The following is a 21,374-nucleotide window of genomic DNA, read 5'->3' on the forward strand; positions in this document are numbered from 1 at the left end:
TCCCGGACTAGGCCTCCGGAGCATGGGCCCTAAATAACAGTGGCGGACTCAGCCGATGTGCTGGGATTGGGGGCGAACTTGGACGGGCAACAATGGATCTGGGTCGCGCTGGTGCTTGTTGGAGCAGCGGTGGTAGCAGCTGTGATGGTCTTTGGACGCCAGCGACGGACGTTGCTTGATCGCAACCGCGCTGCCCGGCATCGCGAACAGGACACTGGAAATCCGCCGGACAGTGAGGACGGCACCGGCGGCGACGGCACGGGCGGTGAGCCGGGACCTCAGCATCCGGAACCCTGAGACCGCCGGAAACAGCGGCGAGCCCACAATTGATTACCAACCCGGACAAAGAAAAACACCCCGGTCCGAAGACCGGGGTGTAACCGATGACCCGACTCATCCGTCAAGGATGTCTCGACTCATCACAAAAAGTGGAGATGGGGGGAATTGAACCCCCGTCCGATGTCGTGTTGTCAGGGCTTCTCCGGGCGCAGTTCGCGTCGGATTTTCTCGGCCCCAGCTATCCTGCGAACAAGTAGCTGATCCGGGCCCAGCCATCTAAGAGTCCCGCTTGCCTCGATGACGAAGGCAAACAGCAGTGGCTATCTAAATGACGCCAGGATCCGGGGCAATAGCAACCTCGGGCTGACGGACTGTCTTACTGCTTAGGCAGCAAGAGCGAAGTCAGTGCGCTTAGAATTGGCACTTATTGGTTTGCAGACAGCGTTTACGAGATAATTCTGCATCCTCGGCCCGCTTCACCTGTCGCGACTAACATCGTCGAAACCGATCATCCCCGTATTTTGTTATCAATCCCTGCAGGACCGCGGCAGCTCAGGAGCAACCGCGCAATAATCCTGCCCGGGTTAATCATCATAACGCACGGCGGCACCGGAACATTCCGGGACACGCCTTAGCCGTTGCCCACCGGCAGAACCCCCACCGAACTAGCGGCGGTTCCGCTCGCGGAGTTCGCGCAGTGATTCGCGCTTGTCTTGCTGCTCACGCAGGGTCTGGCGCTTGTCGTAATCCTTCTTGCCTCGAGCCAGGGCAATCTCGACCTTGGCGCGTCCGTCGAGGAAGTACAGCTGGAGCGGCACTACCGTCAGGCCGGTCTCGCGGATCTTGCCGGAAATCTTGTTGAGTTCCTCGCGATGAAGCAGCAGCTTACGACGACGGCGGGCGGCATGGTTGGTCCAGCTCCCCTGGTTGTACTCAGGGATGTGGATGCCTTCCATCCACAACTCGTCATTGTAGAAGGTACAGAAGCCATCGACCATGGAGGCATGACCCTCACGCAGGGACTTTACTTCAGTTCCCATGAGGGCAATGCCAGCCTCATAAGTATCCAATATGTGGTAGTCATGCCGGGCCTTGCGATTGGTGGCCACTACCTTACGGCCACTTTCCTTGGGCACGGTAGAACTCCTTGGTTGTCGAAGAATCACACTAGTCTACGCCAGCGGAACCCTGCCGTGTGGGCTATAGAAGGTTCATGGGATCTGTCGCCTGACCGTTCACCCAAGTTTCAAAATGCACGTGGCAACCAGTCGAGTTACCCGTTGTGCCCGAGTAGGCGATGAGCTGGCCTTGGCTCACCTGCTGCCCGGAAGAAACCACCACGCTGGTGTTGTGATAGTAAATGGTGGTCAGGGAGTCGCCGTTGATGACCCCGTGCGAAATCTTGACCCGGTTGCCACCGCCGTCGTTGCCCCAGCCGGCCGAAAACACCGTGCCGGCCGCGGCCGCATAAACCGGGGTGCCGCAAGGCGCACCGAAGTCGATACCAGTGTGCATGTAGCCGCCCTGGCCATAGAAATCAATGGTTCCAGGCGGCGTCGCACGCCATCCGAATCCCGAAGTGATGGGGATGTTCCCGGGCACCGGGTGGATCAGGCCAAAGCCGGAGCGAGGATTGCTCACTGGTGGGACGTACGGCTGCGGGGCCTGGCCTTGAGCCTTGGCGGCAGCAGCCGCGGCGGCTGCGAGCCGCTGTTGCTCGGCCAGCCACGCTTCACGCAGTTTACGGTCCCGCTCGGAAATCTCAGCCGCGACGGCGTCCTGCATCGCTTTCACTTGCTGCAGCTGAGCCTGAATCCCGGGCTTCGCCGCTTGAAGTTGGCTATTTAGGCGGGTGGTGTCGGAAATGAGCTTGTCCACCTCGGCCTTTTTGGCCGCGGCGTCGTCACGGGCTGCCTTTTCACGCTCCAGTGCGGCATCAGCCTTCGCCTTGAGATCCCTGATTTCCTGCTCCACGGCGGCAAGCCGGGCCTGCGAGTTCACGTTGGTTGCACTCTGCTGCGTCAGCTTGGTCATCGCCGCGTTTTGGCTGCGCATCGCTTGGTTGGCGAGGTCCATCGTTTCGGTGAGGTTGCCGCCGTCGTTCGACCCGAACAGCAGAGCCACGTTTGTGGGCACGCCACCGGATTTGTATGCCTGGGCCGCGATCTGGCCGATGAGTTTCTTGGTGTCCGTGATCTTTTGCTTGTCGTTCTCCAGTTGCTCGGTGATCTTGGCCTTGCTCTGCTGCGCCAAATCCACTCGTGCTGCGAGAGCCTCAGCTTCCTTCACTGCAGAGGCAACCCTGCCCTGCGCTTCGAGAAGAGCTTGTTGCGCCCCCGGAGCCTGCCCTGGTAGATCACAAGGTCGCCAGCCGCCTTGGCGATGTTCGCATCAACAAATTCCAGGGATTGTTGTACGCGGGCCGATTCCGCGTCGAGGGCAGCCTGCTGGTCATCGAGGTTATCCGCGTGCGCCAAAGGAGTAGTGCCCAAGCTTGCTGCCATCGCAATGGCCAGCACAGAGCCCACAACCTTCGCGCGGCCGCTCCTCAAGCGTAGCTTCAGGGCAGCTTGGTACTTCCGGGGCATCGGCTGTCCTGTTCGCTGGAGGTCACTGCTTTTCATGGCTACACCTTGAGGTATCGGCGAAGGGTCAGAAGGGAAGATATCCCGGCCAGGCCGCCGCCCAAGGCTATCAGGACCGGCGCTATCACGAGTACCTGGGTCGAGGAAATAAAAGGAGTATTCAGGAACTGTTTCGACAAGTCTCCGTTGAGCCAGAATTGAGCCACCAGCCACAGGGTGCCGGAAGCCAATACGGCCCCGACGACGGCGGCAATGACGCCTTCAAGTATGAACGGCAGTTGGATGACCGTCTTCGATGCGCCGACAAGGCGCATGATGCCTGTCTCCCGCCGCCTGCTGAACGCGGACAACCGAATAGTCGTGGTGATGAGCAGGACCGCGCAGAAGATCATGATTCCTGCGACCACCATTGCCGCCACGGATGCGCCGTTCATCCACTCAAAGATCCGTTCCAAGACCTGACGCTGGTCGCTGACGGTCTCCACACCGGCCTGGGACGAGAATGTTTCGCTGATGATCTGGTACTTCTCAGGGTTCTTCATGTTGATCCGGAACGACGCAGGAAGCTGGTCCTGGGTGACCGAGTCAACAATCGGAGAGTTGGAGAACTGTTCCTTGAAGTGCTTGAACGCCTCAGCCTGGGACTCGAATTGGTAGTCGCTGATGTACTGCTTGACGGCAGGCGAATCGAGCATCTTGGCGAGGTTGTCCTGCTGCTCCTTGGTCACCGCCCCCGAAGCGCAGCCAGTCGCCGTCGAAGAGTCATTGCAGAGGAAGATGGCGACCTGGACTTTGTCGTACCAGTAGCCCTTCATCTGGTTGATCTGCATCTGCAGCATGCCGGCCGCGCCGACGAAGGTGAGGGACACAAAGGTCACCAGGACGACGGATATCACCATGGACAGGTTTCGGCGCAGGCCGCTGCCGATCTCGCCCAGGATAAATGCGAGCCTCACTGCTGAACCCCCTGCGCGCGGTCGATTTCCGCGCCGCTTGCGTCCTTCATTCGCCGGGACTCCCCCACCACGGGGATCATCGAGGTGTAGAGCGCCTTGGCTTCGTCACGAACCACGACGCCGTTCCGGAGCTCCACCACGCGCTTGCGCATCTCATTCACAATATCGTCGTCGTGGGTGGCCATGACCACCGTGGTGCCGTTCTGGTTGATCTTGTCGAGCACGCCCATGATGCCCATCGAGGTGATGGGATCCAGGTTTCCGGTGGGCTCGTCCGCCAGCAGGATGCCGGGCCGATTGACGACCGCGCGGGCAATCGCCACGCGCTGCTGTTCACCACCGGAGAGCTCGTGGGGCATGCGGCGTTCTTTGCCCTCAAGCCCCACAGTCTTCAATACTTCCGGAACCGTCTCCCGGATGATGCTCCGGCTCTTACCGATCACCTGCATGGCGAAGGCCACGTTGGCGAAGACGTTCTTCTGCGGCAACAAACGGAAGTCCTGGAAAACGACGCCGATGCCACGGCGAAGCTTTGGGACGCGCCAGCTTGAAATGTTGGCCACGTTCTGGCCGGCGACGTAGACCGAACCGGATGTTGCCCGGTCTTCCTTCAGAATGAGGCGTAGAAACGTCGACTTGCCGGAGCCCGAAGCCCCGACGAGGAAGGTGAAGTCTCCACGGTCAATCTCAAGGCTGACAGCATCCAGCGCCGGACGGGCATTGGGGTCGTAGACCTTGGTGACATTCTCAAATCGGATCATGACTCTTCAGAACCCCGCCGGACATGCCACGTTCGGCCAGTCCAACCGCCAGCGCACGGGCTTTCGATGGGGGAAGTTGAGCGCCGGCTCTTTGACTATACGCACGCTCGGCTACGGAATTGTGGGCCTGGTGCGGTGTGTCGCCCAATCGGGCGGTCGATGCCTAGTCCGCAGCGTTGCGGTTGCCGGTGCGCCAGCGGATACCGGCGTCGATGAAATCGTCGATGTCGCCGTCGAGCACCGCTGACGTGTTGCCCACTTCGTGTTCAGTGCGCAAGTCCTTGACCATCTGGTACGGATTGAGCACGTAAGAACGCATCTGGTCGCCCCACGAGGCCTTCACATCCCCGGCGAACGCCTTCTTCTCAGCGTCTTCCTGTTCTTTTTTCAACAGGAGGAGTCGCGATTGGAGAACGCGCATGGCAGCCGCGCGGTTCTGCAGTTGGGACTTCTCGTTTTGCATGGAGACCACAATCCCGCTCGGAATGTGGGTCAAACGCACGGCGGAGTCCGTAGTGTTGACCGATTGTCCGCCTGGACCGGAAGATCGGAAGACATCCACGCGGATCTCATTGTCGGGAATGTCAATCGAGTCGGTCTGCTCGATGAGCGGGATAACCTCGACGGCGGCAAAGGAAGTTTGTCGCCGGCCTTGGTTGTCGAAGGGGCTGATGCGTACGAGTCGGTGCGTGCCGGCTTCGACACTGAGCGTACCGAACGCGTATGGCGCCTTGACCTCGAAGGTAGCTGACTTGAGGCCCGCTTCTTCGGCGTACGAAGTGTCCATCACGGTAGTCGGGTAGCCATGGCGCTCTGCCCAGCGTAGGTACATGCGCATCAGCATCTCAGCGAAATCCGCAGCATCAACGCCGCCTGCGCCCGCACGGATAGTGACCACGGCTTCGCGTTCGTCGTACTCTCCCGAGAGCAGGGTGACCACTTCGAGTTCCTTGAGGGCCTTGCGGATTGAATCGAGTTCCGTAGCGGCTTCGACCATGGAGGCGTCATCGTCCTCGTCCTGGCCGAGCTCGACAAGAACTTCGAGGTCGTCGATCCGCCCCGCCAGCTTGTTCAACCGCTCGAGTTCTGACTGCCGGTGTGACAACTTGGACGTAATCACCTGCGCGGAGGAAGGATCGTCCCAGAGGTTCGGCTCACCAGCTTGCTCGCTCAGTTCTGCGATCTCCTCCTTGAGCTTCTCGACGTCGGAAACCTGTTCGATGGAGCGGTAGGTGGAGCGAAGCGCGCGGATTTCTGCGGGAAAGTCAATCTCAGCCATGGTCGTTCAAGACTACGCCATCCATTGCCTGGCGTGGCGCGGGGCCTGGACGTGTGACGGCTCGCCTTAGCGGGTCAGTCGAGACCGCGCGGTAGACCGGGCTTCGATCGGAACGCCTTCGGGGAGCAGGAAACTCACCACCGGCGGATGGGCAACCGCGCTGAGCACCACTTCAGCAGTAGTGCTGTCCGGACTTCCCGTGTCCCGTCCGACGGCAAGTTGATCGAACCGTGAATAGCCGCTGTTTTGGACCAGGTATGACTCGGTAACGCTGCGAACCCTCTCGTTGCTGAGGACGGCCGCGGGCTTTTCAGCACCGCCTACTACGTGGCCGAGCGAATAGCTGTCCGCGGCTGCTACCGAAGCTCCGTCGGCCACCGAGAGGAGCTTCTTATGTTCTATGTACACGGCCGAAACCGCGGCAACGACCGTTGCCAGCAACAGAGCGATCACCACGTAGCCGATGGTCAAGACCATCATTTGGCCGTCCTCCCGGCCCTTTGCGCGAAACCCCGGCGCGTCCGTGGTCGTCGGGACGTCCGTCATCTGAACCGTCCGACGGTTTGCGTGGCAGACGCATTCAGATGCGCGGCGTCCAGGCTCAGAGCGTCGCCGAAAGGCACCATCGGCAACGGCACGGTGAGCTTGACCGTTATGGTGACCGATGTCCCGGCAGCCAGACAGTCATCGCGGTCGCATGCGACGTCTACAGTGGCGCGTTCCGCGGAATGCCCGTAGTCGGCAAGAGTCAACACGGCAGCCTGTTCAGCGGCGACACGGCCTTGGGAGGCGTCTTTCCGCGTCACGTAAACTTTGGCAGCCTGGTCCGCTGCACCGACGACGGCGAATGAACCACCCTGGACCTGCCCGATGGTAACGATGAAATAGACCACAGGAACCATGAGCAGGAGGGACAAAAGAGTGAACTCGACCACTGCGCTTCCGCGCTCAGTGGCACACCGCGCAGAGGCACCCCGCCCAGGGGCACCCCGCTCAGGGGCACCCCGCTCAGGGGCACCCCGTGGGCCGTTGTTGTCTAACCCCTCCGGGAGTGGCCGGCAGAGCGCCTCGCGGAATCGAGCAAGCCCCGCACGGGCAAGATCAGTCAGAAATCGCGGCATGACCCCGCACCTCCAATGCCAGGCCTGGTCCGATAAGCCCGATGACGGGCAAGGGCGCACGGACCGTCACCTCCAAGGTGCGGATTCCTTGGAAGCTAGCCTCCGACGTCGATATGTCTCGGGCAAACTCTGCATTCAAGGCAGTGCCGATCAGTTCCGCGGCGCGCTCCCGCGCATCTGCTGGCGTCCTGTCCGCGAGAGTGCCGTAACGGGCTCCGGACGAAGCCGCATCCACGAGGGTATTGCGCACATGCACCACAAGGGTCAGTTGAATGATGGCGAGGAAGAACACCGTGAGGATCCCACCGACCAAAACAAAATCCACGACGGCGGATCCCTGCTCGTCGCAGCGACAAACACCGGCTTGGCTGCCGTACTCCGCTCCTCCACTGCTGCGGAACGGCATGGACTACTTTCCGACCTTGCTCATGGCTTGGTTGAAGAGCCCCTCAAGAGCCGGGCCGGCGAGAGCAAGCAAGCCCGCCACGAGTGCCGCGGACATCAGTGTGATCATGACCCACCCGGGCACATCGCCTCGCTCGGCATGATCGGCCTCGGGGGCCAAGTCCTTACCCGGGTTGGTCTTGAGTCCTGATCCGAATGGCAGGAGAGTCCACAGCTGCCAAAGCAAAAGTCCTGACGCAGGCAGGCCGTAGCGTCCGAATTTCTTCATTATTCCCCATTTCCGTGTGCAGGAATCCGTTGCGAATTTCCATGCAGTTTCTTGTTTTGGACATTCAGCGAATGCCCATGTGATGGATGCGAAAAGGTCGTTGTGGAACACGCACTAGAAGCCAAGATTCAGCGCGGCCAGGCCCGGATAGACGGCGAAGATTACGGTGAGGGGCAGGATCCCGAAAACGAGCGGCACCATCATCGCGATCTCCTTCCGACCTGCGGCTTCCATCAGCTCACACTTGGCCGAATCGCGGACGTCTGCAGCCTGGGCCCGCAATACATCGGCCAGGGGAGTACCGCGCTCGACGGCAACGACGATTCCGTCCACAAACCGGACCAACGGGCCAAGGTCGGTTCGTCCCGAAAACTCGTGTAGCGCTTCGATCAGGGGCGTGCCGGCCCGCGTGGCGGCCAATACCAAGGCAAACTCCTTCGCCAATTCGCCGCGAGCCGTGCGACACACGCGGTCAAGGGCACCGCTAGCGCTCTCCCCGGCGCCCACCGCGAGGGCCATCAGCTCTGCAAGGCTGGGGAATTCCGCCAGCATCCGGCTCTCCCTGCGCTTGATCTGCACCCCCAGCAAGTAGTCGCGGAAAAGGAACCCACCAAGCGCACAAGCCAGGACTGAGACGACTGCGAGCAGCGGACTGAACCGGCCCGCCGTTGCGGCCATGACCACGGCGACAACCGCCATCGCAAGGCCCGCCGCCGCCCACAGCAGCTGCTCTGCCCGAAAGTCCAATGCAGACTTTCCCGAACCGGCCTTCGCCAGCCTCTTGTTGAGTGCGGTAGTACCGAAGTTGAACCGCGCCAAGTGGTGCAGGGCGTCCCGGAACACGGGCCGCAGAATGCGTTCCAAAGGGCCGAACGGCGCGACGTCGCTGGTTGACGCCAGCAATCGGGACTCAAGGTTTTGGGACTTGAGTTGAGGTTCAATGCGTTCCGAGAAGGGAGTGGACCGCAAAAATGGCATGCGAATGAAGATGAGCCACAGCCCGGCTCCCAGGAGGAGGCCACAAAACACTGTCATGGCGGTCAGTGCAGTCATCGAAGCACTCTTTCGTCTTCGGGAAGCGCGCCGATGCGAAGCATGCTCCAGTAGCAGAGCCCTGAGACCAAGAGTCCGCCTCCCAGCACGCTGACTCCTGCCGCGGAATTGTAAGCAGCAACGGCTTCCGGCCTGCTGGCCAGCAGCATAAGGACTATCCAAGGAGCGGCAACCGCCAGGCGCGCTCCATTGATAGTCCATGACTGTCGCGCCTCAAGCTCGCTTCGGGTCCGCGCGCTCTCACGAAGGAACTCGGCGAGAGTTCCCAGAAGTCGGCCGAGGTCGGATCCGCCCACTTCCCGGGTCAGCCTGAGCGCCTCGATGATCCGGTCGGCAACAGGATCGGCCAGGCGCTCCTTTAGCTTGCTCAGCGCTGAATCGAAATGGCCGCCCGAACGGTAATCCGCGCCGAACTCCCGGAAGAGCTCCCGCAATTCCTCGGGACCTTTGTCACCGAGCTGGACTAGGGCCTCCGGTAGTGAAAGTCCCGCTCGGATTGCCGAGCGCAGGTGGTCGACCACGTCCGGCCACATCTCCCGGAGCATCGCTGTCCGTCTGCGCGCCCGCCAGCTGACAATGGCCAATGGAAGCCAGGCACCGAACAGGCCGAAGCAAGCCGCGATCGAAAGGGAGGCTGTCATGATGAAGATCACCAACACGGTGAAAAGGCCCAATCCCACACAGGACGCGATGAATCCCGTGCCGCTCACTTTTTCGATCCCGGCGGTGAGCAGCAAGGTCTCGAGGCGTCTCGGTTTTGGCTCCTTGACGGCAAGATGCTGTTGTTCCCAGGCGGACCACCAGATGAGAAATACGCCCAGCCCACATAGAAGGCCCAGCAGCGGCGCCATCAGTAGTGCTCCAGGAGAGCAGCAACGTCAAAGCCTGCCCGGGCGAATTTCTCCGCAGCGGGCATGGAATGGGATTTGGGTTGAAGCCGGCCGTCCTGCATCGCGAATACCGTGGACGACTCAATGATGCCGTTCTCCACGCGTCGGCCCAGCGAAAGGACTTCCGTGACTTGCCGGCGTCCATCCGCATGGCGGCTGCAATGGACCACGAGGTCGATGCAGGACGCCACGGTTGGAACAACGAACGCACTCGAAATGTTTTCACCGGCCAGCAGCGGCAATGTGCAAATTTTGGTCACGGCATCGTGGGCGGAGTTGGCGTGGACGGTACACATGCCAGGCAAGCCTGAATTCAAGGCAATGAGCATGTCCAGGCTTTCGGCTTCACGAACTTCGCCCACCACGAGACGGTCCGGCCGCATGCGCAGAGCCTCTTTGACGAGTCGACGCAGAGGAATTTCGCCGTGACCCTCCAGGTTCGGTTGGCGGCACTGGAGCCCGACGACGTCGCGTAGTGGGAGCTGGAGTTCAAAGATCTCTTCGACAGTGATGACCCGTTCCCGGGATCCGATATTGGCAGCCAGGCAATTGAGCATGGTCGTCTTTCCAGCTTGGGTGGCTCCCGAAACGAGGATGTTCAGTCCACTTGCCACCGCAGCTCCCAGGAATCGGGCTGATTGGGGCGTCAATGTGCCCAGCTCCACCAGGTGTTCGAGCCGGCTCGCCTTGACCACGAATTTGCGGATGTTCACAGCCCAATGCCGGCGGGTGACATCCGGAATGACAACGTGGAGCCGCGAACCATCGGGCAACGCGGCATCTACAAACGGTGAGGAGAGGTCCAGGCGGCGCCCCGAACTCTTAAGCATCCGCTCCACGAGGTCCCGCACTTGTTGCGCGCTGAAGCTGACCGAGGTGAGTTCGGATTCGCCATTCCGGGCAACGTAGACCTCGTTGGGCGCGTTGAGCCAGATCTCTTCGATGGTGGGGTCGTCCAGGAGTGGCTGGAGCGGACCGAAGCCCGCAACGGCGTCGAACACGTACTTGCGTGCCGTGTCCAGATGTCCCAGGGGAGGCAGGGGGCCGAGAAGGGCCCGCTCGTCGTAGTCATTCACGGCAGCCTCGACGAGCCGATGTACTTCGACAGCTTGGCTCAGAGGGTCTAGCCCATGCCGTCGAATCAGCTCGCGGACTTCATCCTCGACGATGCGTAAAGCATCCATCCATTTCCCCCAATGCAAGATGCGCCCCTGGCGCTGCGGAACGACCAACAAGATTCAAACTAGGGGAGGTTACAGGACGGAACCAAGTCAATTTGACGCGATTGTGGACAACTGTTCACACACTGGTCACACTGGCAACATGTGGAACTTTGGTCACTCATTTCCCCAAATTCCGGGTGTCACCGTCGCACTCTTTCCTCCATCGGTTCCGGAGATTGCAGTCATGTGAAATGCTGATGATCGCTGGCCTTTTTTGGCTGTTCCGGCGCCGGGCATCCGCTCGACTGCAGCCTCAGCTAACTGGATTTGGAACGTCTTGCAAGTAACGGCGCAAGGAGGATCCCGTGCCGAGAACACCGCGAGATTGCCTGCGTCGCCGCCGGACTAGCGGCCCTCGCCTGTTCAGCGGCCTTGCGGTGCTGATGCTACTGGTCGGCAGTGTCCCGCCTGCGCAAGCCGATGCCGGGTCACCGGATGACCTTCCCAGGACACCGCCGGCACCGGCATCCACCCAGCAGCCCGGGCAGGTTGCCCCGGCCATAGCGACGTTGAGGGGTCACCGGCATTCGAGGGTATGCAGGGACGCACCCCTTGGCTACGCATCGTGCCATGCGGAGATCGATGATGAGGTCGCCGGTCCCCTGGCCGCCGGGCAGCTTCTCCCTGCCGGCTACGGGCCCGCAGACCTGCAGTCCGCTTACAAGCTGCCCGCACTCACCGCCGGGATCGGCCGAACGGTGGCAGTAGTCGATCCCTTCGACGCCCCGACTGTCGAAGCGGATCTAGCGGTCTACCGGGCGAGATACGGGCAGGTCCCGTGTCTCTCGGTCTCAGGCTGCTTCCGGAAAGTGGATCAGGATGGCGGGTCCTCCCGGCCACCCTTCAACGCCGCGTGGGCGCAGGAAACATCCCTCGACGTGCAAATGGTGTCTGCTGCCTGCCCGAACTGCAACATCCTGCTCGTAGAGGCCAATTCCAATTCCCTTATCGACCTGGGCAAGGCAGTGAATACCGCGGTCAAGCTAGGTGCCAGTGCCGTGTCGATGAGCTTCGGCGGACCAGAATTCTCCGGGGTCAGCGGATTCGACGCTGCGTACTTCAATCACCCTGGGACGCCGCTCGTGGCCAGTTCCGGCGACCACGGCTACGCGAACGCGACAACTGCGCCCACCGTGAACTATCCCGCGTCCTCCCCCAACGTCGTCGCAGCCGGCGGCACCACCTTGACCGCCGACACGACCAAAGTCCGGGGCTGGACCGAACGCGCCTGGGGGTCCGCTGGATCCGGCGCACAAGGGCCTGGCAGCGGCTGCTCCGCCTACGAGCCCAAGCCTGTTTGGCAGCACGACACCGGCTGCCCCAACCGCACCGTCGCCGACCTGGCATCGGTTGCCGACCCGGCGACCGGCGTCGCCGTCTATGACAGCACCCCCAGCAACGGGATGAGCGGATGGATGGTCTTCGGCGGAACCAGCGCGGCCGCGCCCGTCATTGCCGCCGCATACGCACTCGCCGGCCCTCCGCCTGCAGGGGTCTCCCCTGCCCGGCTTCCCTACAGTTCACCCTGGGCGCTCAATGACGTTGCCAACGGCGCCAACGGCTTGTGCACCTCGTCCTACCTTTGCACCGCCGGTTATGGATACGACGGGCCCACCGGGCTCGGCAGCGCGCAGGGAGTGACCGCATTCGCCACTTCGACCCCGCCTTCGTTCACCGACATCCCTGCCAGCTACCCCTTCTACACAGAAATCACGTGGCTGGCCTACAACGGAATCACCACGGGCAATCCCGACGGCACATACCGCCCCGTCCAACCCGTCACCCGCGAGGCTATGGCCGCGTTCCTCTACCGTCTGAGGGGAAGCCCCGTCTATATCCCTCCAGTCATCTCTCCGTTCAGGGATATCGGGCTCCTTTCACCGTTCTACAAAGAAATCACCTGGCTGGCCTCCACCGGCATCACCACCGGATACCCCGACGGCACCTACCGCCCCCTGAACCCTGTCAACCGCGACGCCATGGCTGCATTCCTCTATCGGCTTGCGGGTAAACCTGCATACACGCCACCCGCTGTCTCACCGTTCACGGACCTCACTCCGGCCAGCCCGTTCTACCTCGAAATCACTTGGCTGGCGTCCACCGGCATCACCACCGGATACCCCGACGGCACCTTCCGCCCTACGAACTCCGTCAACCGCGACGCAATGGCTGCCTTCATGTACCGGTACAACGCCGAACTCGGACGGTAGCTAGCAAAACCTTGGCGTGCAAGGCCGGCCATATCAGTCGGCGTAGACACCGGCGGATTCTTCCGCCGCGGAATATCCATACGGGTTGCGGCTCTGCCAGCGCCAGTGGTCCTCACACATCTGTGCAAGGCTCCGGCGCGCGGACCAACCCAGATCAGCCAGGGCGGCGGACGGATCGGCGTAGCTGACGGCGGCGTCTCCGGGTCGCCTTGGCGCAATTTCATAGGGAACGTCGTGGCCTGCCGCCTGGCTGAATGCCCTGATGACTTCCAGCACCGATGATCCCCGGCCGGTTCCAAGGTTCCAGCGGAATACGCCAGTCCGATTGCTGAGATGACCCAAGGCAGCGAGGTGACCCGCGGCCAGGTCCATCACATGGATGTAGTCGCGTACGCCGGTACCGTCCGTCGTCGGGTAGTCGTTGCCGAAAACCATCACCTTTTCGCGGCGTCCGACGGCGACCTGCGCAACGAAGGGCAACAGGTTGTTCGGGACGCCGCTCGGATCCTCGCCGATAAGGCCGGACTCATGAGCGCCGACCGGATTGAAGTACCGGAGCAGGGCGATGCTCCAACTCTCGTCAGCGGCACCTAGATCCGAAAGAATGTCCTCGATTTGTTCCTTGGTGCGGCCGTAAGGGTTGGTTGCGTCCAGCGGCGACTTCTCGATAAGGGGAACTTCCTCCGAGGCGCCGTAGACCGTAGCTGAAGAACTGAAGACCAGACGACGGACGCCAGCCGCGTCCATGCTGTGCAGCAAGTTGAGTGTGCCTACCACGTTGTTCTGGTAATACCAGAGTGGTTTCTCGACAGACTCGCCAACTGCCTTCAGGCCCGCGAAATGGATAACGGCCTCGAAGCCTCCCTCGGCGAAGATGGCGTCGACGGCGGCAACATCGAGCAGGTCGGCCTTGCGGAAGTCCACGCTCTTTCCCGTGAGCTGTTCCACCCTGCGCAGGGACTCGGGGTTCGAGTTCATCAAGTTGTCGAGGACCACGACCTCGTGCCCCTCTTCGAGGAGACAAAGCGCAGTGTGCGATCCGATGTATCCGGCACCGCCGGTAACCAATACCTTCATGTGCTCAAGTGTAGGACGGGATGTGGACCCATCCTCATTCCACGACAATTGCTGCCTGAGGACAATGATTGTGCCACACTACCGCCCAACAACTACCATGGAAGGCGACGTTCGTCGTCCACATGCCGGGAACCTGAAGGATTCGGCTCCGAACTACCCCGAAGCAGAAAGTACCTCATGCCGCCCATCACGGCCGAACAAACGCTCGAACGCCCACTGGGTCTAAGTGCGCCGAAGACGTCGCTGCGAAACGACATCCAGGGCCTGCGAGCCATCGCCGTCGTGTCAGTGCTTCTCTATCACATGGGCGTACCCTTCATTCCGGGCGGTTTTGTCGGGGTAGACGTCTTCTTCGTCATCTCTGGTTTCCTCATTTCCGGCCTGATCATTCGCGAGCTGCAACGGACCGGGACCTTTTCCTTTTCCGGCTTCTACGCCCGGCGGCTCAAGCGCCTCGCTCCCGTGTACCTGCTGGTCCTCCTGGCCTCTGGGACCGCCGTCATGACCCTGCTGACACCTCTGCAAGCGGGCCGCTATCTCAAGGATCTGATCGCCGCCGCGCTCTACGCGGCCAACTTCAATTTCGCAAGCCAAACCTCAGGCTATTTTGCCGATCCGGAACCGTCGCCTTTCATCCATTTCTGGTCGTTGGCGGTGGAGGAACAGTTCTACTTTGTCTGGCCGATCATGCTGTTTGTCGTGCTGGTCAAGGCCCGGCGTTCCAAGCACCTGCTTTGGTATCTCTTGGGCGGCGTGTTTGCCGTCTCCCTGGCGCTCAGCATCGTGCTCTCGCACCTGTATCCCACAAGCTCGTACTACCTTCTCCATACGCGGGCCTGGGAGCTCGCAGCAGGGGCGCTGACGTATCTCGTTTCCGCAAAGCTCACGGCACTGAGCGGCAAGCTGCGGATTTTGCTCATGGGAACAGGACTCGCCTTGATTGTCCTGTCCTCACTTCTCATTACGAAGACCCTCGAATTTCCGGGCTGGGTTGCCCTGTTCCCGGTGCTCGGCACTGTGGCAATCATTCTCTCGGGGAGCGGTGGCCTTATGGCGCCCGGCGCCGACCGATTGCTGGGCAACAAGCCCATGTTGTTCCTTGGGAATATCTCCTACTCGCTGTATCTATGGCACTGGCCGCTCCTGGTCGTCCCGCAATTGCTGGCGGCCGAACCGCTTCGCCTGCGCGAAAAAGCAGTCCTGGCCGCGATCGCCGTCGTCCTTGCAGCACTCACCTACCGATTCGTCGAAAAGCCTTTCCAGGCACTAAGTATTGCGTCGCGAAAGAAGCGGACGTACATAGTCGCGCTAGGCACGACGGCGGTTCTCGTCACTGCATTCGGCGGATGGGGACTCGTGCAGCAGCAGTCGCTACAGTCCGCGCAGGCTTCGAGCAAGCTGACCATCGGTGCTGACAGGCCCGGAACCGGATTGTCCGGTTTTGCCGACTCCGTGGTCGACTCCAGCGGCAGTTGGATCGCGCAGACCCAGCTCATCCCGTCCTTGGACACGGTCGACAAGGACCTGACCGATATTTTCACCAATGGTTGCAACAACAACGGAGCAGATTTCAAGGCCTCAGGCTGCGAATTCGGAAAGCTTGACTCATCGCGGACTGTGGTCCTTTTCGGCGACTCCCACGCAGGCCATTGGTTCCCAGCCCTGAAGAAGGCTGCCGAAGTGGAGGGCTTCCGGCTCATTACGATCACAAAATCGGCCTGCCCCTCGGTACAGCTTCCGATCACTGGACATCCCGATATCAACGGCCCATTCAACTGCCAGGAGTTCCAGCGCGCAGGCCTGGAACGTATCCGTGAGCTGAAACCGGACCGCGTAGTGATCTCGAACTCCGAACGCAGCTACCAGGGCTTCCCTGGCGTCGGGCCGGATTACGACAAACAATGGGGGGCTGGACTCGCGTCCCTGCTGAACGGCTTGCCGACTGGCACCAAACCGGTGATTGTGGGTGACAACCCCGGCTGGCCGCAGAATCCCAACTCTTGCGTCTCAAAGCATCTGAACGATCCGGATACTTGCGCAGTGAAGCGCGCCGACTCCTACAACCCGGCGCTGCAGACAATTGAACGGGACGCCGTCACCGCCCATGGCGGGACCTTCGTGGATACCGTGAGCCTGCTCTGCGACAAAGACGTTTGTCCCGCCGTCTACCGCAATGTGCTGATGTCTCGGGACGGCAACCACATCACGACTCCGGTTGCCCGGGCCCTGGCCGCCCAGATCGCGGCAGCGCTGCGCTAATCTGACGCTGCTTGATCTCGCCATCTCCAGTAACATAGGAAACAATGGCAACAGTAGTAACAACCGTCCCCGGTGTCATGTTGTTTCCGCCATGCGGAGGGTGCGGCTGTTCGATCCGGCCCTGATGCGCCCGCCGTTCAACGTGCTGGATGCAGTGGGACGGTAGGCCTACCCTTCTCCAGGAGAACAATATGAGTCGAGTTCGGACCCCGATGTCCACTCAGAACGGCCGCGCCCGCTGGCGCTGGGGAGTGGCGGTCGGCGCTTCTGCCTTCCTGGTGCTTACGTCCTTGGTTCAGGCGTCCGCGGCCGAGATCGCTTCCGTTCCTTCAGCGCCAACGGCAGTGCATTCCGTGGTGAACAGCGACTTTCTTTCGAGAATCGGCCCAAATGGGGCCAGCATGGGTGACGGCGTACGCAAGTACAAGCAAACCGCGAGCCCCGGGGCGGCCTCTTTGGGCTCCGCCGCCGCAATGTCTACATGGATGCCTAGCGGAGTGCAAGGCTTGGACGTCAGCTACTACCAAGCTGGAGTGAACTGGGGCGCGGAAGTCGCGAAAGGCGCAAAGTTCGCCTATGTGAAAGCGAGCGAGGGAAACTATTACCTCAACCCCGCGTTTTCCCAGCAGTTCAACAAATCCTACGACGCCGGCTTGGTCCGAGGTTCCTACCACTTCGCGATCCCCCATCCTGATGCCGGGACCGCAGCCGATCAGGCGCGGTACTTCGTCGCCAACGGAGGGGTGTGGTCCAGCGACGGCAAGACACTCCCTCCCCTGCTGGACATCGAATACAACCCCTACGTGGGTTCATACTTCGGGAACACCTGCTATGACCGCACCCCGGACCAAATCGTCGCCTGGGTCAGGGAATTCTCCGATACCGTGTACTCCCTGACCAAGCGACTTCCCGCGATTTACACGACCACTGACTGGTGGAGTACTTGCGCTGGAAACAACGGAGGATTCTCCGGGAACCCACTGCATATCGCGTCATACTTCCCAGACCCCGCCAGCAGCCCTGGCACACTTCCCAACGGCTGGCTGGGCTACGACATCTGGCAATACAGCAGCACAGGACCCTTCGCCGGTGACTCCGATGTCTGGCGCGGCACGCTTGGCCAGCTGCAGGCCTTCGCAACCGGCGTTACCGTCAACACCAACGGAGGCATCGGCCAGAGCTGGCTAGCTGCTGGTGGAGCCAACGGTTCCTGGGGCTCCCCCACCAGCTTCGAGAGCTGCGATTCCTCGCTGTGTCTCCAGGTTTTCGAACGACGGATGGTGTATTGGACCGCACAGCGCGGCGTACTTTCAGTCGCCACGTCCGGCGGAATAGGATCCCTCTGGCGCAGTTCCGGAGCAGCTGCAGGGCCCTTCGGACTACCAATAGGCAACGAAGCCTGCAATGGCTCCTATTGCGTTCAAAACTTCGAAAACGGCGACCTCTACTGGTCGGCCACCACCGGGGTCCAAACGATCTACTCCGGGCCGGACAACTCTACGATCGGCGCCTACTGGAAGAGCCTGGGCGGCCCGAGCAGCAAATACGGCCTTCCGACTACTGGCGAGTCATGCGCCGCCAGCTACTGCGTTCAGTACTTTGAGCGCGGATCGATCTACTGGACCGCCGCCACCGGCATCCAACCTGTCTACACGGCGGGAGACAACTCGACCGTCGGTGGCGCATGGATCAAGCTGGGTGGCCTGAACAGCAAGTTCGGCTTCCCGACGTCGAGCGAGCGATGCTATTCGAACTATTGCGTGCAGATGTTCCAAAGAGGCCAAATCCTCTGGAGTGCCGTCGGGGGCGTCCAGCCGGTCTTCACCAATGGCGACAATTCCACGATCGGCGGGCTCTGGGTCAAATCCGGTGCGACCACAAGCCGGTATGGATTCCCGATCGGGCCCGAAACCTGTTCCAGTGCCTCGTGCCAGCAGCGTTTCCAATTCGGCACCATAGTCTGGAGCGCCGTCGGCGGAATTCAACCCCTCTATTACAGCAACGACAACTCCACAGTCGCTGCGTACTACACCCTGAATCTCGGCGGAACCGCCGGCAAATACGGCTTCCCTATCAGTGCGGAGACCTGCCAATCCGGTGCGTGCGTGCAGAAGTTCCAGTTCGGCAATGTCTACTGGAGCGCCGCGGGCGGGATACAACCGGTGTGGACCAATGGCTCACCGCAAACGATCGGAGGCTACTACGAATCGTTGGGCGGGCCAACCAGTGCTCTGTCATATCCGGCCGGCGCGGAACAGTGCAAGAGCACTATCTGCTACCAGCGCTTCCTCTCGGGGTTCGTGACGTGGTCGGCTTCAACCGGGCTTCAGATCGTCAATACCACGAAAGAAATCGGCCAGGCCTGGCTCAGCCGGGGTGGCGTCGACGGGGCCTTGGGAATCCCGCGCAGCAGTGAACAGTGTTCCAGCAGCACAAGCTGCTCACAGAGCTTCATGAATGGCACAATCCGTTGGACCGCTGCAGGGGGAATCACCATCGTCATGAACCCCTAGCCGTGTACGGCGGCGGGACCCGGCCTCAGTGAAAGCCTTCGACAAACAAGGGAGGCTGGCCCCGGAACCAGAGATGGTCCAGGGCCAGCCTTTTTTGTTGGCGTTTTGTGCGAAAGCGGAACGCGTCAGGGCATTTCAGTTTTCGTGACGCTGGCTCACTTGCTCGGCTGCGACCTCGGGACGGGGAACCTCGTCGATCGCGATCCGGCGGGCGAGGCGCGTCATGGATGTCTCCATGTGACGGAATCGCTGATACGTCGTGGACATGAAGACCAACACCGAGACGATGGTTCCGTAGAGGACGAGGTCGGTCCCGCGCCCCACGCCGAAGAACGTAGCGACGGTGGAGAGCATGCCTGGGAAGAAAATCGAGAGAACCGCGACCACCGCGAACACGATCAGGAGCATCCGGCGGATAGCGAGGTGACGGGCATTGGATCCCCCGCGCATCAATGCCACAGAGACAAAGATGACGGCAAGGACAAGCGCAATCTGGACGATAATCAACATGTCGGAGGAGACCTTACTATTTGAAGAACAGTTCGAAAACGATGTTGACAGCGTTCAGAAGAGACTGGCCTTTGGCTTTGGAATAGTCGGTATAGATGATCTCAACGGGATGCTCCACATACCGTGGCTGCATCTTCGCCAGCTGATGTACGAGTTCCGAGGCATGGGCCATCCGGTTCTGCGTGAGATGAATCCGCCGAGCCACTGCGGGGCTGATCGCCCGGAGTCCGTTGTGCGCGTCCGTCAGATCCATGCCCGTGGCCAGTCGTGACTGGATAGCGGCGGTCTTCAGCACAACACGCTTAGCGGGTGACAGCTTGGTCCGTTTGTCCAGGAACCTTGAGCCCAGGACGATCTCCGCTTCGCCGCTACGGATCCGCTCAACCATCGCTTTGGCGTCTTCAATCCGGTGCTGCCCGTCGGCGTCGAACGTCACAATGCAATCGAGCTCGGGGTCTTGAAGAGCGTATTCGAATCCAGTCTGCAGGGCTGCGCCCTGGCCCAGATTGATCGGATGCTGAACGACTATCGCGCCAGCCGCGCGCGCAACGTCTTGGGAGCCATCGGAGCTGCCGTCGTCAACACAGACAACATGGGGAAACTCCTTCCGGAGATCCGCCACGACCCCGCCGACGACGGTAGCCTCGTTGTACATCGGGATAACGAACCATGTGCGACTCACAAGAGTCCAGTATTCCATATGCCCGACCGGCGCCCCCGCCCCCGGGCCGCAAGATGCTGCCGGTATAGTGGTCAGACCCGGCGCATCGGGCTGTCGCAAGTGCTGGCGACGGCGGTGTGGGCCCCGAGAGAAAGCTGCCAGTTACTTTGACCGCCCCTGTTCTTCCGGTTCCGGAACCTGCCCACCACATTGCGTTCGTCGTGAACAACTTCCTGCCTAAGATCGGGGGCGTGGAGTTCCACGTAGCCGCGCTCGCCAAGGAACTCGCCAACTTGGGGGTCCGCGTCACTATTTTTAGCCTCGACAACGACACGCCGTCGGACCTGGCCTCCAATCCGAAAATTGTCAGATTCAAATGCTCCCCGGCTGTCGGCGGGGTCCTGGCGTGGCCGTGGCCCGGGACTGCAAGGAAAATCCGGAAAATGCTCGCAGAAGAGTCGGTCACGGCGATCTCCTCGCATACTCGTTTTTTTCCTATGTCCTTGATCGGCGTCCGACTGGCCCGGCAGCTGTCCGTTCCGGGCATCCACACGGAACATGGCTCTGCAGAGGTCAAGGGGGTCTCGCCCCTTGTGGCCCTGGCCAGCAGGCTGATCGACAAAACCATGGGCAGGCTCGTGCTGCGTGGGGCCACCACGGTCCTATGTATTTCGGAGGGAGCACAGGACTTCGTCCGCGAGCTCGCCGGCGTTAACGGCCAGGTCTTTCACAACGCCATCGACACGGCCGCCTTCGCATGTAGGTCCGACGACGGGACTGAAATCGCCGCTCGGAGGACAAAGCTGGTTTATGTGGGGCGGGTCGTCCCCGGCAAGGGCTGGGATCTCGCCCTCGCAACTGCCGAGCATCTTGCAGCTGACTACCCGGAAATGGAACTACATGTGGTCGGCGATGGCACCGAGCGCACAGCATTGGAAGCTCGAGCCGCAGCCTCTCCGATGGCAGACCGCGTCATCGTCCATGGCCAACAGCCGCAGGCCCGGATAGCGGAGTTGCTGCAGGGCGGCGTCTTCCTCAACCCCACAACGCTCTCCGAGGGTTTCCAAACCACCCTGCTCGAAGCCGTTGCGGCCGGCGCCGCCGTCGTCAGCACACCGGTCGGTGCTGCCCAGTACCTCCTTGCGGCCGGAGCGGACGTACGGCTTGCCGAGGCCGGGGATTCCGGTGCTTGGGTCGAGAACGTCCGTGACGCACTCGACTCCCCTGCGTCCCGGCCGGCGCCTGAGCTCGTGGCATCCTTCGACTGGAAACAGCGGGCGGCTGAGTATTTGGCGGTTGTTGACAGCGTGCGGAAGCCTTGAGG

19 protein-coding genes, 1 other RNA gene and 1 pseudogene are annotated in these 21,374 nt (G+C 61.3%); 4 read left to right on the forward strand and 17 right to left on the reverse strand.

Features of this window, described 5'->3' with window-relative positions; genetic code table 11:
- Positions 1–48: 48 nt before the first annotated feature.
- The 14 genes and pseudogenes from ACX5I4_RS14270 to ACX5I4_RS14335 all read right to left on the reverse strand — a co-directional run bounded on the left by ACX5I4_RS14270 (position 49) and on the right by ACX5I4_RS14335 (position 10,781).
- Positions 49–285 (reverse strand): hypothetical protein, encoded by a 237-nt coding sequence (locus ACX5I4_RS14270; protein ID WP_461838795.1) that lies wholly within the window; start codon positions 283–285, stop codon positions 49–51.
- Positions 286–426: 141 nt separating this feature from the next.
- Positions 427–795, reverse strand: a transfer-messenger RNA (tmRNA) gene (ssrA, locus tag ACX5I4_RS14275).
- 149 nt (positions 796–944) lie between these two features.
- Positions 945–1,415, reverse strand: coding sequence for an SsrA-binding protein SmpB (gene smpB / locus ACX5I4_RS14280; protein ID WP_028264808.1), 471 nt, complete (start codon positions 1,413–1,415; stop codon positions 945–947).
- 64 nt (positions 1,416–1,479) lie between these two features.
- A pseudogene (locus tag ACX5I4_RS14285) lies at positions 1,480–2,867 on the reverse strand (peptidoglycan DD-metalloendopeptidase family protein).
- A 38-nt stretch (positions 2,868–2,905) separates the two neighbouring features.
- Positions 2,906–3,820, reverse strand: a complete 915-nt coding sequence (ftsX, locus tag ACX5I4_RS14290) for a permease-like cell division protein FtsX (protein WP_461837226.1) — start codon at positions 3,818–3,820, stop codon at positions 2,906–2,908.
- Complete coding sequence (gene ftsE / locus ACX5I4_RS14295; protein ID WP_461837227.1) at positions 3,817–4,581, reverse strand: cell division ATP-binding protein FtsE; 765 nt, start codon at positions 4,579–4,581, stop codon at positions 3,817–3,819. Before ftsE ends, ftsX begins: the two co-directional genes overlap by 4 nt.
- A gap of 163 nt (positions 4,582–4,744) precedes the next feature.
- On the reverse strand, positions 4,745–5,860 hold the full coding sequence (gene prfB / locus ACX5I4_RS14300; RefSeq protein ID WP_461837228.1) for a peptide chain release factor 2: 1,116 nt from the start codon (positions 5,858–5,860) through the stop codon (positions 4,745–4,747).
- Between the two features lie 66 nt (positions 5,861–5,926).
- A complete protein-coding gene (locus ACX5I4_RS14305) occupies positions 5,927–6,340 on the reverse strand; it encodes a pilus assembly protein TadG-related protein (RefSeq protein ID WP_461837229.1) in 414 nt (137 codons plus the stop codon).
- A 62-nt stretch (positions 6,341–6,402) separates the two neighbouring features.
- Positions 6,403–6,795 (reverse strand): hypothetical protein, encoded by a 393-nt coding sequence (locus ACX5I4_RS14310; protein WP_461837230.1) that lies wholly within the window; start codon positions 6,793–6,795, stop codon positions 6,403–6,405.
- Between the two features lie 166 nt (positions 6,796–6,961).
- Positions 6,962–7,387 (reverse strand): TadE family protein, encoded by a 426-nt coding sequence (locus tag ACX5I4_RS14315; protein ID WP_461837231.1) that lies wholly within the window; start codon positions 7,385–7,387, stop codon positions 6,962–6,964.
- Between the two features lie 3 nt (positions 7,388–7,390).
- A complete protein-coding gene (locus tag ACX5I4_RS14320) occupies positions 7,391–7,654 on the reverse strand; it encodes a hypothetical protein (RefSeq protein WP_461837232.1) in 264 nt (87 codons plus the stop codon).
- A gap of 114 nt (positions 7,655–7,768) precedes the next feature.
- Positions 7,769–8,707 carry a type II secretion system F family protein gene (locus ACX5I4_RS14325; RefSeq protein ID WP_461837233.1) on the reverse strand — a complete coding sequence of 313 codons (939 nt, stop codon included), beginning with the start codon at positions 8,705–8,707 and terminating at the stop codon, positions 7,769–7,771.
- Complete coding sequence (locus ACX5I4_RS14330; protein WP_461837234.1) at positions 8,704–9,558, reverse strand: type II secretion system F family protein; 855 nt, start codon at positions 9,556–9,558, stop codon at positions 8,704–8,706. Before ACX5I4_RS14330 ends, ACX5I4_RS14325 begins: the two co-directional genes overlap by 4 nt.
- Positions 9,558–10,781, reverse strand: coding sequence for a CpaF family protein (locus ACX5I4_RS14335; protein WP_461837235.1), 1,224 nt, complete (start codon positions 10,779–10,781; stop codon positions 9,558–9,560). Before ACX5I4_RS14335 ends, ACX5I4_RS14330 begins: the two co-directional genes overlap by 1 nt.
- Positions 10,782–11,125: 344 nt before the next feature.
- Between ACX5I4_RS14335 and ACX5I4_RS14340 the strand changes: the two genes are divergently transcribed.
- Positions 11,126–13,030, forward strand: coding sequence for an S-layer homology domain-containing protein (locus tag ACX5I4_RS14340; protein WP_461837236.1), 1,905 nt, complete (start codon positions 11,126–11,128; stop codon positions 13,028–13,030).
- Between the two features lie 33 nt (positions 13,031–13,063).
- Here ACX5I4_RS14340 and galE read toward each other — a convergent pair whose 3' ends face one another.
- Positions 13,064–14,107 (reverse strand): UDP-glucose 4-epimerase GalE, encoded by a 1,044-nt coding sequence (gene galE, locus ACX5I4_RS14345; protein WP_461837237.1) that lies wholly within the window; start codon positions 14,105–14,107, stop codon positions 13,064–13,066.
- A gap of 177 nt (positions 14,108–14,284) precedes the next feature.
- Here galE and ACX5I4_RS14350 point away from each other — a divergent pair, with 177 nt between their 5' ends.
- On the forward strand, positions 14,285–16,366 hold the full coding sequence (locus ACX5I4_RS14350) for an acyltransferase family protein (RefSeq protein WP_461837238.1): 2,082 nt from the start codon (positions 14,285–14,287) through the stop codon (positions 16,364–16,366).
- A gap of 212 nt (positions 16,367–16,578) precedes the next feature.
- Positions 16,579–18,879 (forward strand): GH25 family lysozyme, encoded by a 2,301-nt coding sequence (locus tag ACX5I4_RS14355; protein ID WP_461837239.1) that lies wholly within the window; start codon positions 16,579–16,581, stop codon positions 18,877–18,879.
- A gap of 135 nt (positions 18,880–19,014) precedes the next feature.
- On the opposite strand, the gene ACX5I4_RS14360 is transcribed toward ACX5I4_RS14355, so the two are convergent.
- Complete coding sequence (locus tag ACX5I4_RS14360; RefSeq protein WP_461837240.1) at positions 19,015–19,389, reverse strand: DUF2304 family protein; 375 nt, start codon at positions 19,387–19,389, stop codon at positions 19,015–19,017.
- 16 nt (positions 19,390–19,405) lie between these two features.
- The gene (locus tag ACX5I4_RS14365) at positions 19,406–20,089 is read right to left on the reverse strand and encodes a glycosyltransferase family 2 protein (RefSeq protein ID WP_461837241.1); all 684 of its coding nucleotides are present in this window, start codon (positions 20,087–20,089) and stop codon (positions 19,406–19,408) included.
- A 128-nt stretch (positions 20,090–20,217) separates the two neighbouring features.
- Here ACX5I4_RS14365 and ACX5I4_RS14370 point away from each other — a divergent pair, with 128 nt between their 5' ends.
- Entirely contained in the window at positions 20,218–21,372 is a 1,155-nt protein-coding gene (locus ACX5I4_RS14370; RefSeq protein ID WP_461837242.1) for a glycosyltransferase family 4 protein, read from the forward strand.
- The last annotated feature ends 2 nt before the right edge of the window (positions 21,373–21,374 follow it).

This window comes from Arthrobacter sp. MMS24-S77 (genome assembly GCF_054888235.1).

Bases quoted from the DNA above. Each gene is read 5' to 3' on its own strand.
- ACX5I4_RS14335 (WP_461837235.1), bottom strand. From the start codon at position 10,781: ATGGATGCTTTACGCATCGTCGAGGATGAAGTCCGCGAGCTGATTCGA.
- ACX5I4_RS14270 (WP_461838795.1), bottom strand. From the start codon at position 285: ATGCTGAGGTCCCGGCTCACCGCCCGTGCCGTCGCCGCCGGTGCCGTC.
- ACX5I4_RS14350 (WP_461837238.1), top strand. From the start codon at position 14,285: ATGCCGCCCATCACGGCCGAACAAACGCTCGAACGCCCACTGGGTCTA.
- ACX5I4_RS14355 (WP_461837239.1), top strand. From the start codon at position 16,579: ATGTCCACTCAGAACGGCCGCGCCCGCTGGCGCTGGGGAGTGGCGGTC.
- ACX5I4_RS14305 (WP_461837229.1), bottom strand. From the start codon at position 6,340: ATGATGGTCTTGACCATCGGCTACGTGGTGATCGCTCTGTTGCTGGCA.
- ACX5I4_RS14365 (WP_461837241.1), bottom strand. From the start codon at position 20,089: ATGGAATACTGGACTCTTGTGAGTCGCACATGGTTCGTTATCCCGATG.
- ACX5I4_RS14325 (WP_461837233.1), bottom strand. From the start codon at position 8,707: ATGACTGCACTGACCGCCATGACAGTGTTTTGTGGCCTCCTCCTGGGA.
- galE (WP_461837237.1), bottom strand. From the start codon at position 14,107: ATGAAGGTATTGGTTACCGGCGGTGCCGGATACATCGGATCGCACACT.
- ACX5I4_RS14360 (WP_461837240.1), bottom strand. From the start codon at position 19,389: ATGTTGATTATCGTCCAGATTGCGCTTGTCCTTGCCGTCATCTTTGTC.
- ACX5I4_RS14330 (WP_461837234.1), bottom strand. From the start codon at position 9,558: ATGGCGCCGCTGCTGGGCCTTCTATGTGGGCTGGGCGTATTTCTCATC.
- ACX5I4_RS14315 (WP_461837231.1), bottom strand. From the start codon at position 7,387: ATGCCGTTCCGCAGCAGTGGAGGAGCGGAGTACGGCAGCCAAGCCGGT.
- prfB (WP_461837228.1), bottom strand. From the start codon at position 5,860: ATGGCTGAGATTGACTTTCCCGCAGAAATCCGCGCGCTTCGCTCCACC.
- ACX5I4_RS14320 (WP_461837232.1), bottom strand. From the start codon at position 7,654: ATGAAGAAATTCGGACGCTACGGCCTGCCTGCGTCAGGACTTTTGCTT.
- ftsE (WP_461837227.1), bottom strand. From the start codon at position 4,581: ATGATCCGATTTGAGAATGTCACCAAGGTCTACGACCCCAATGCCCGT.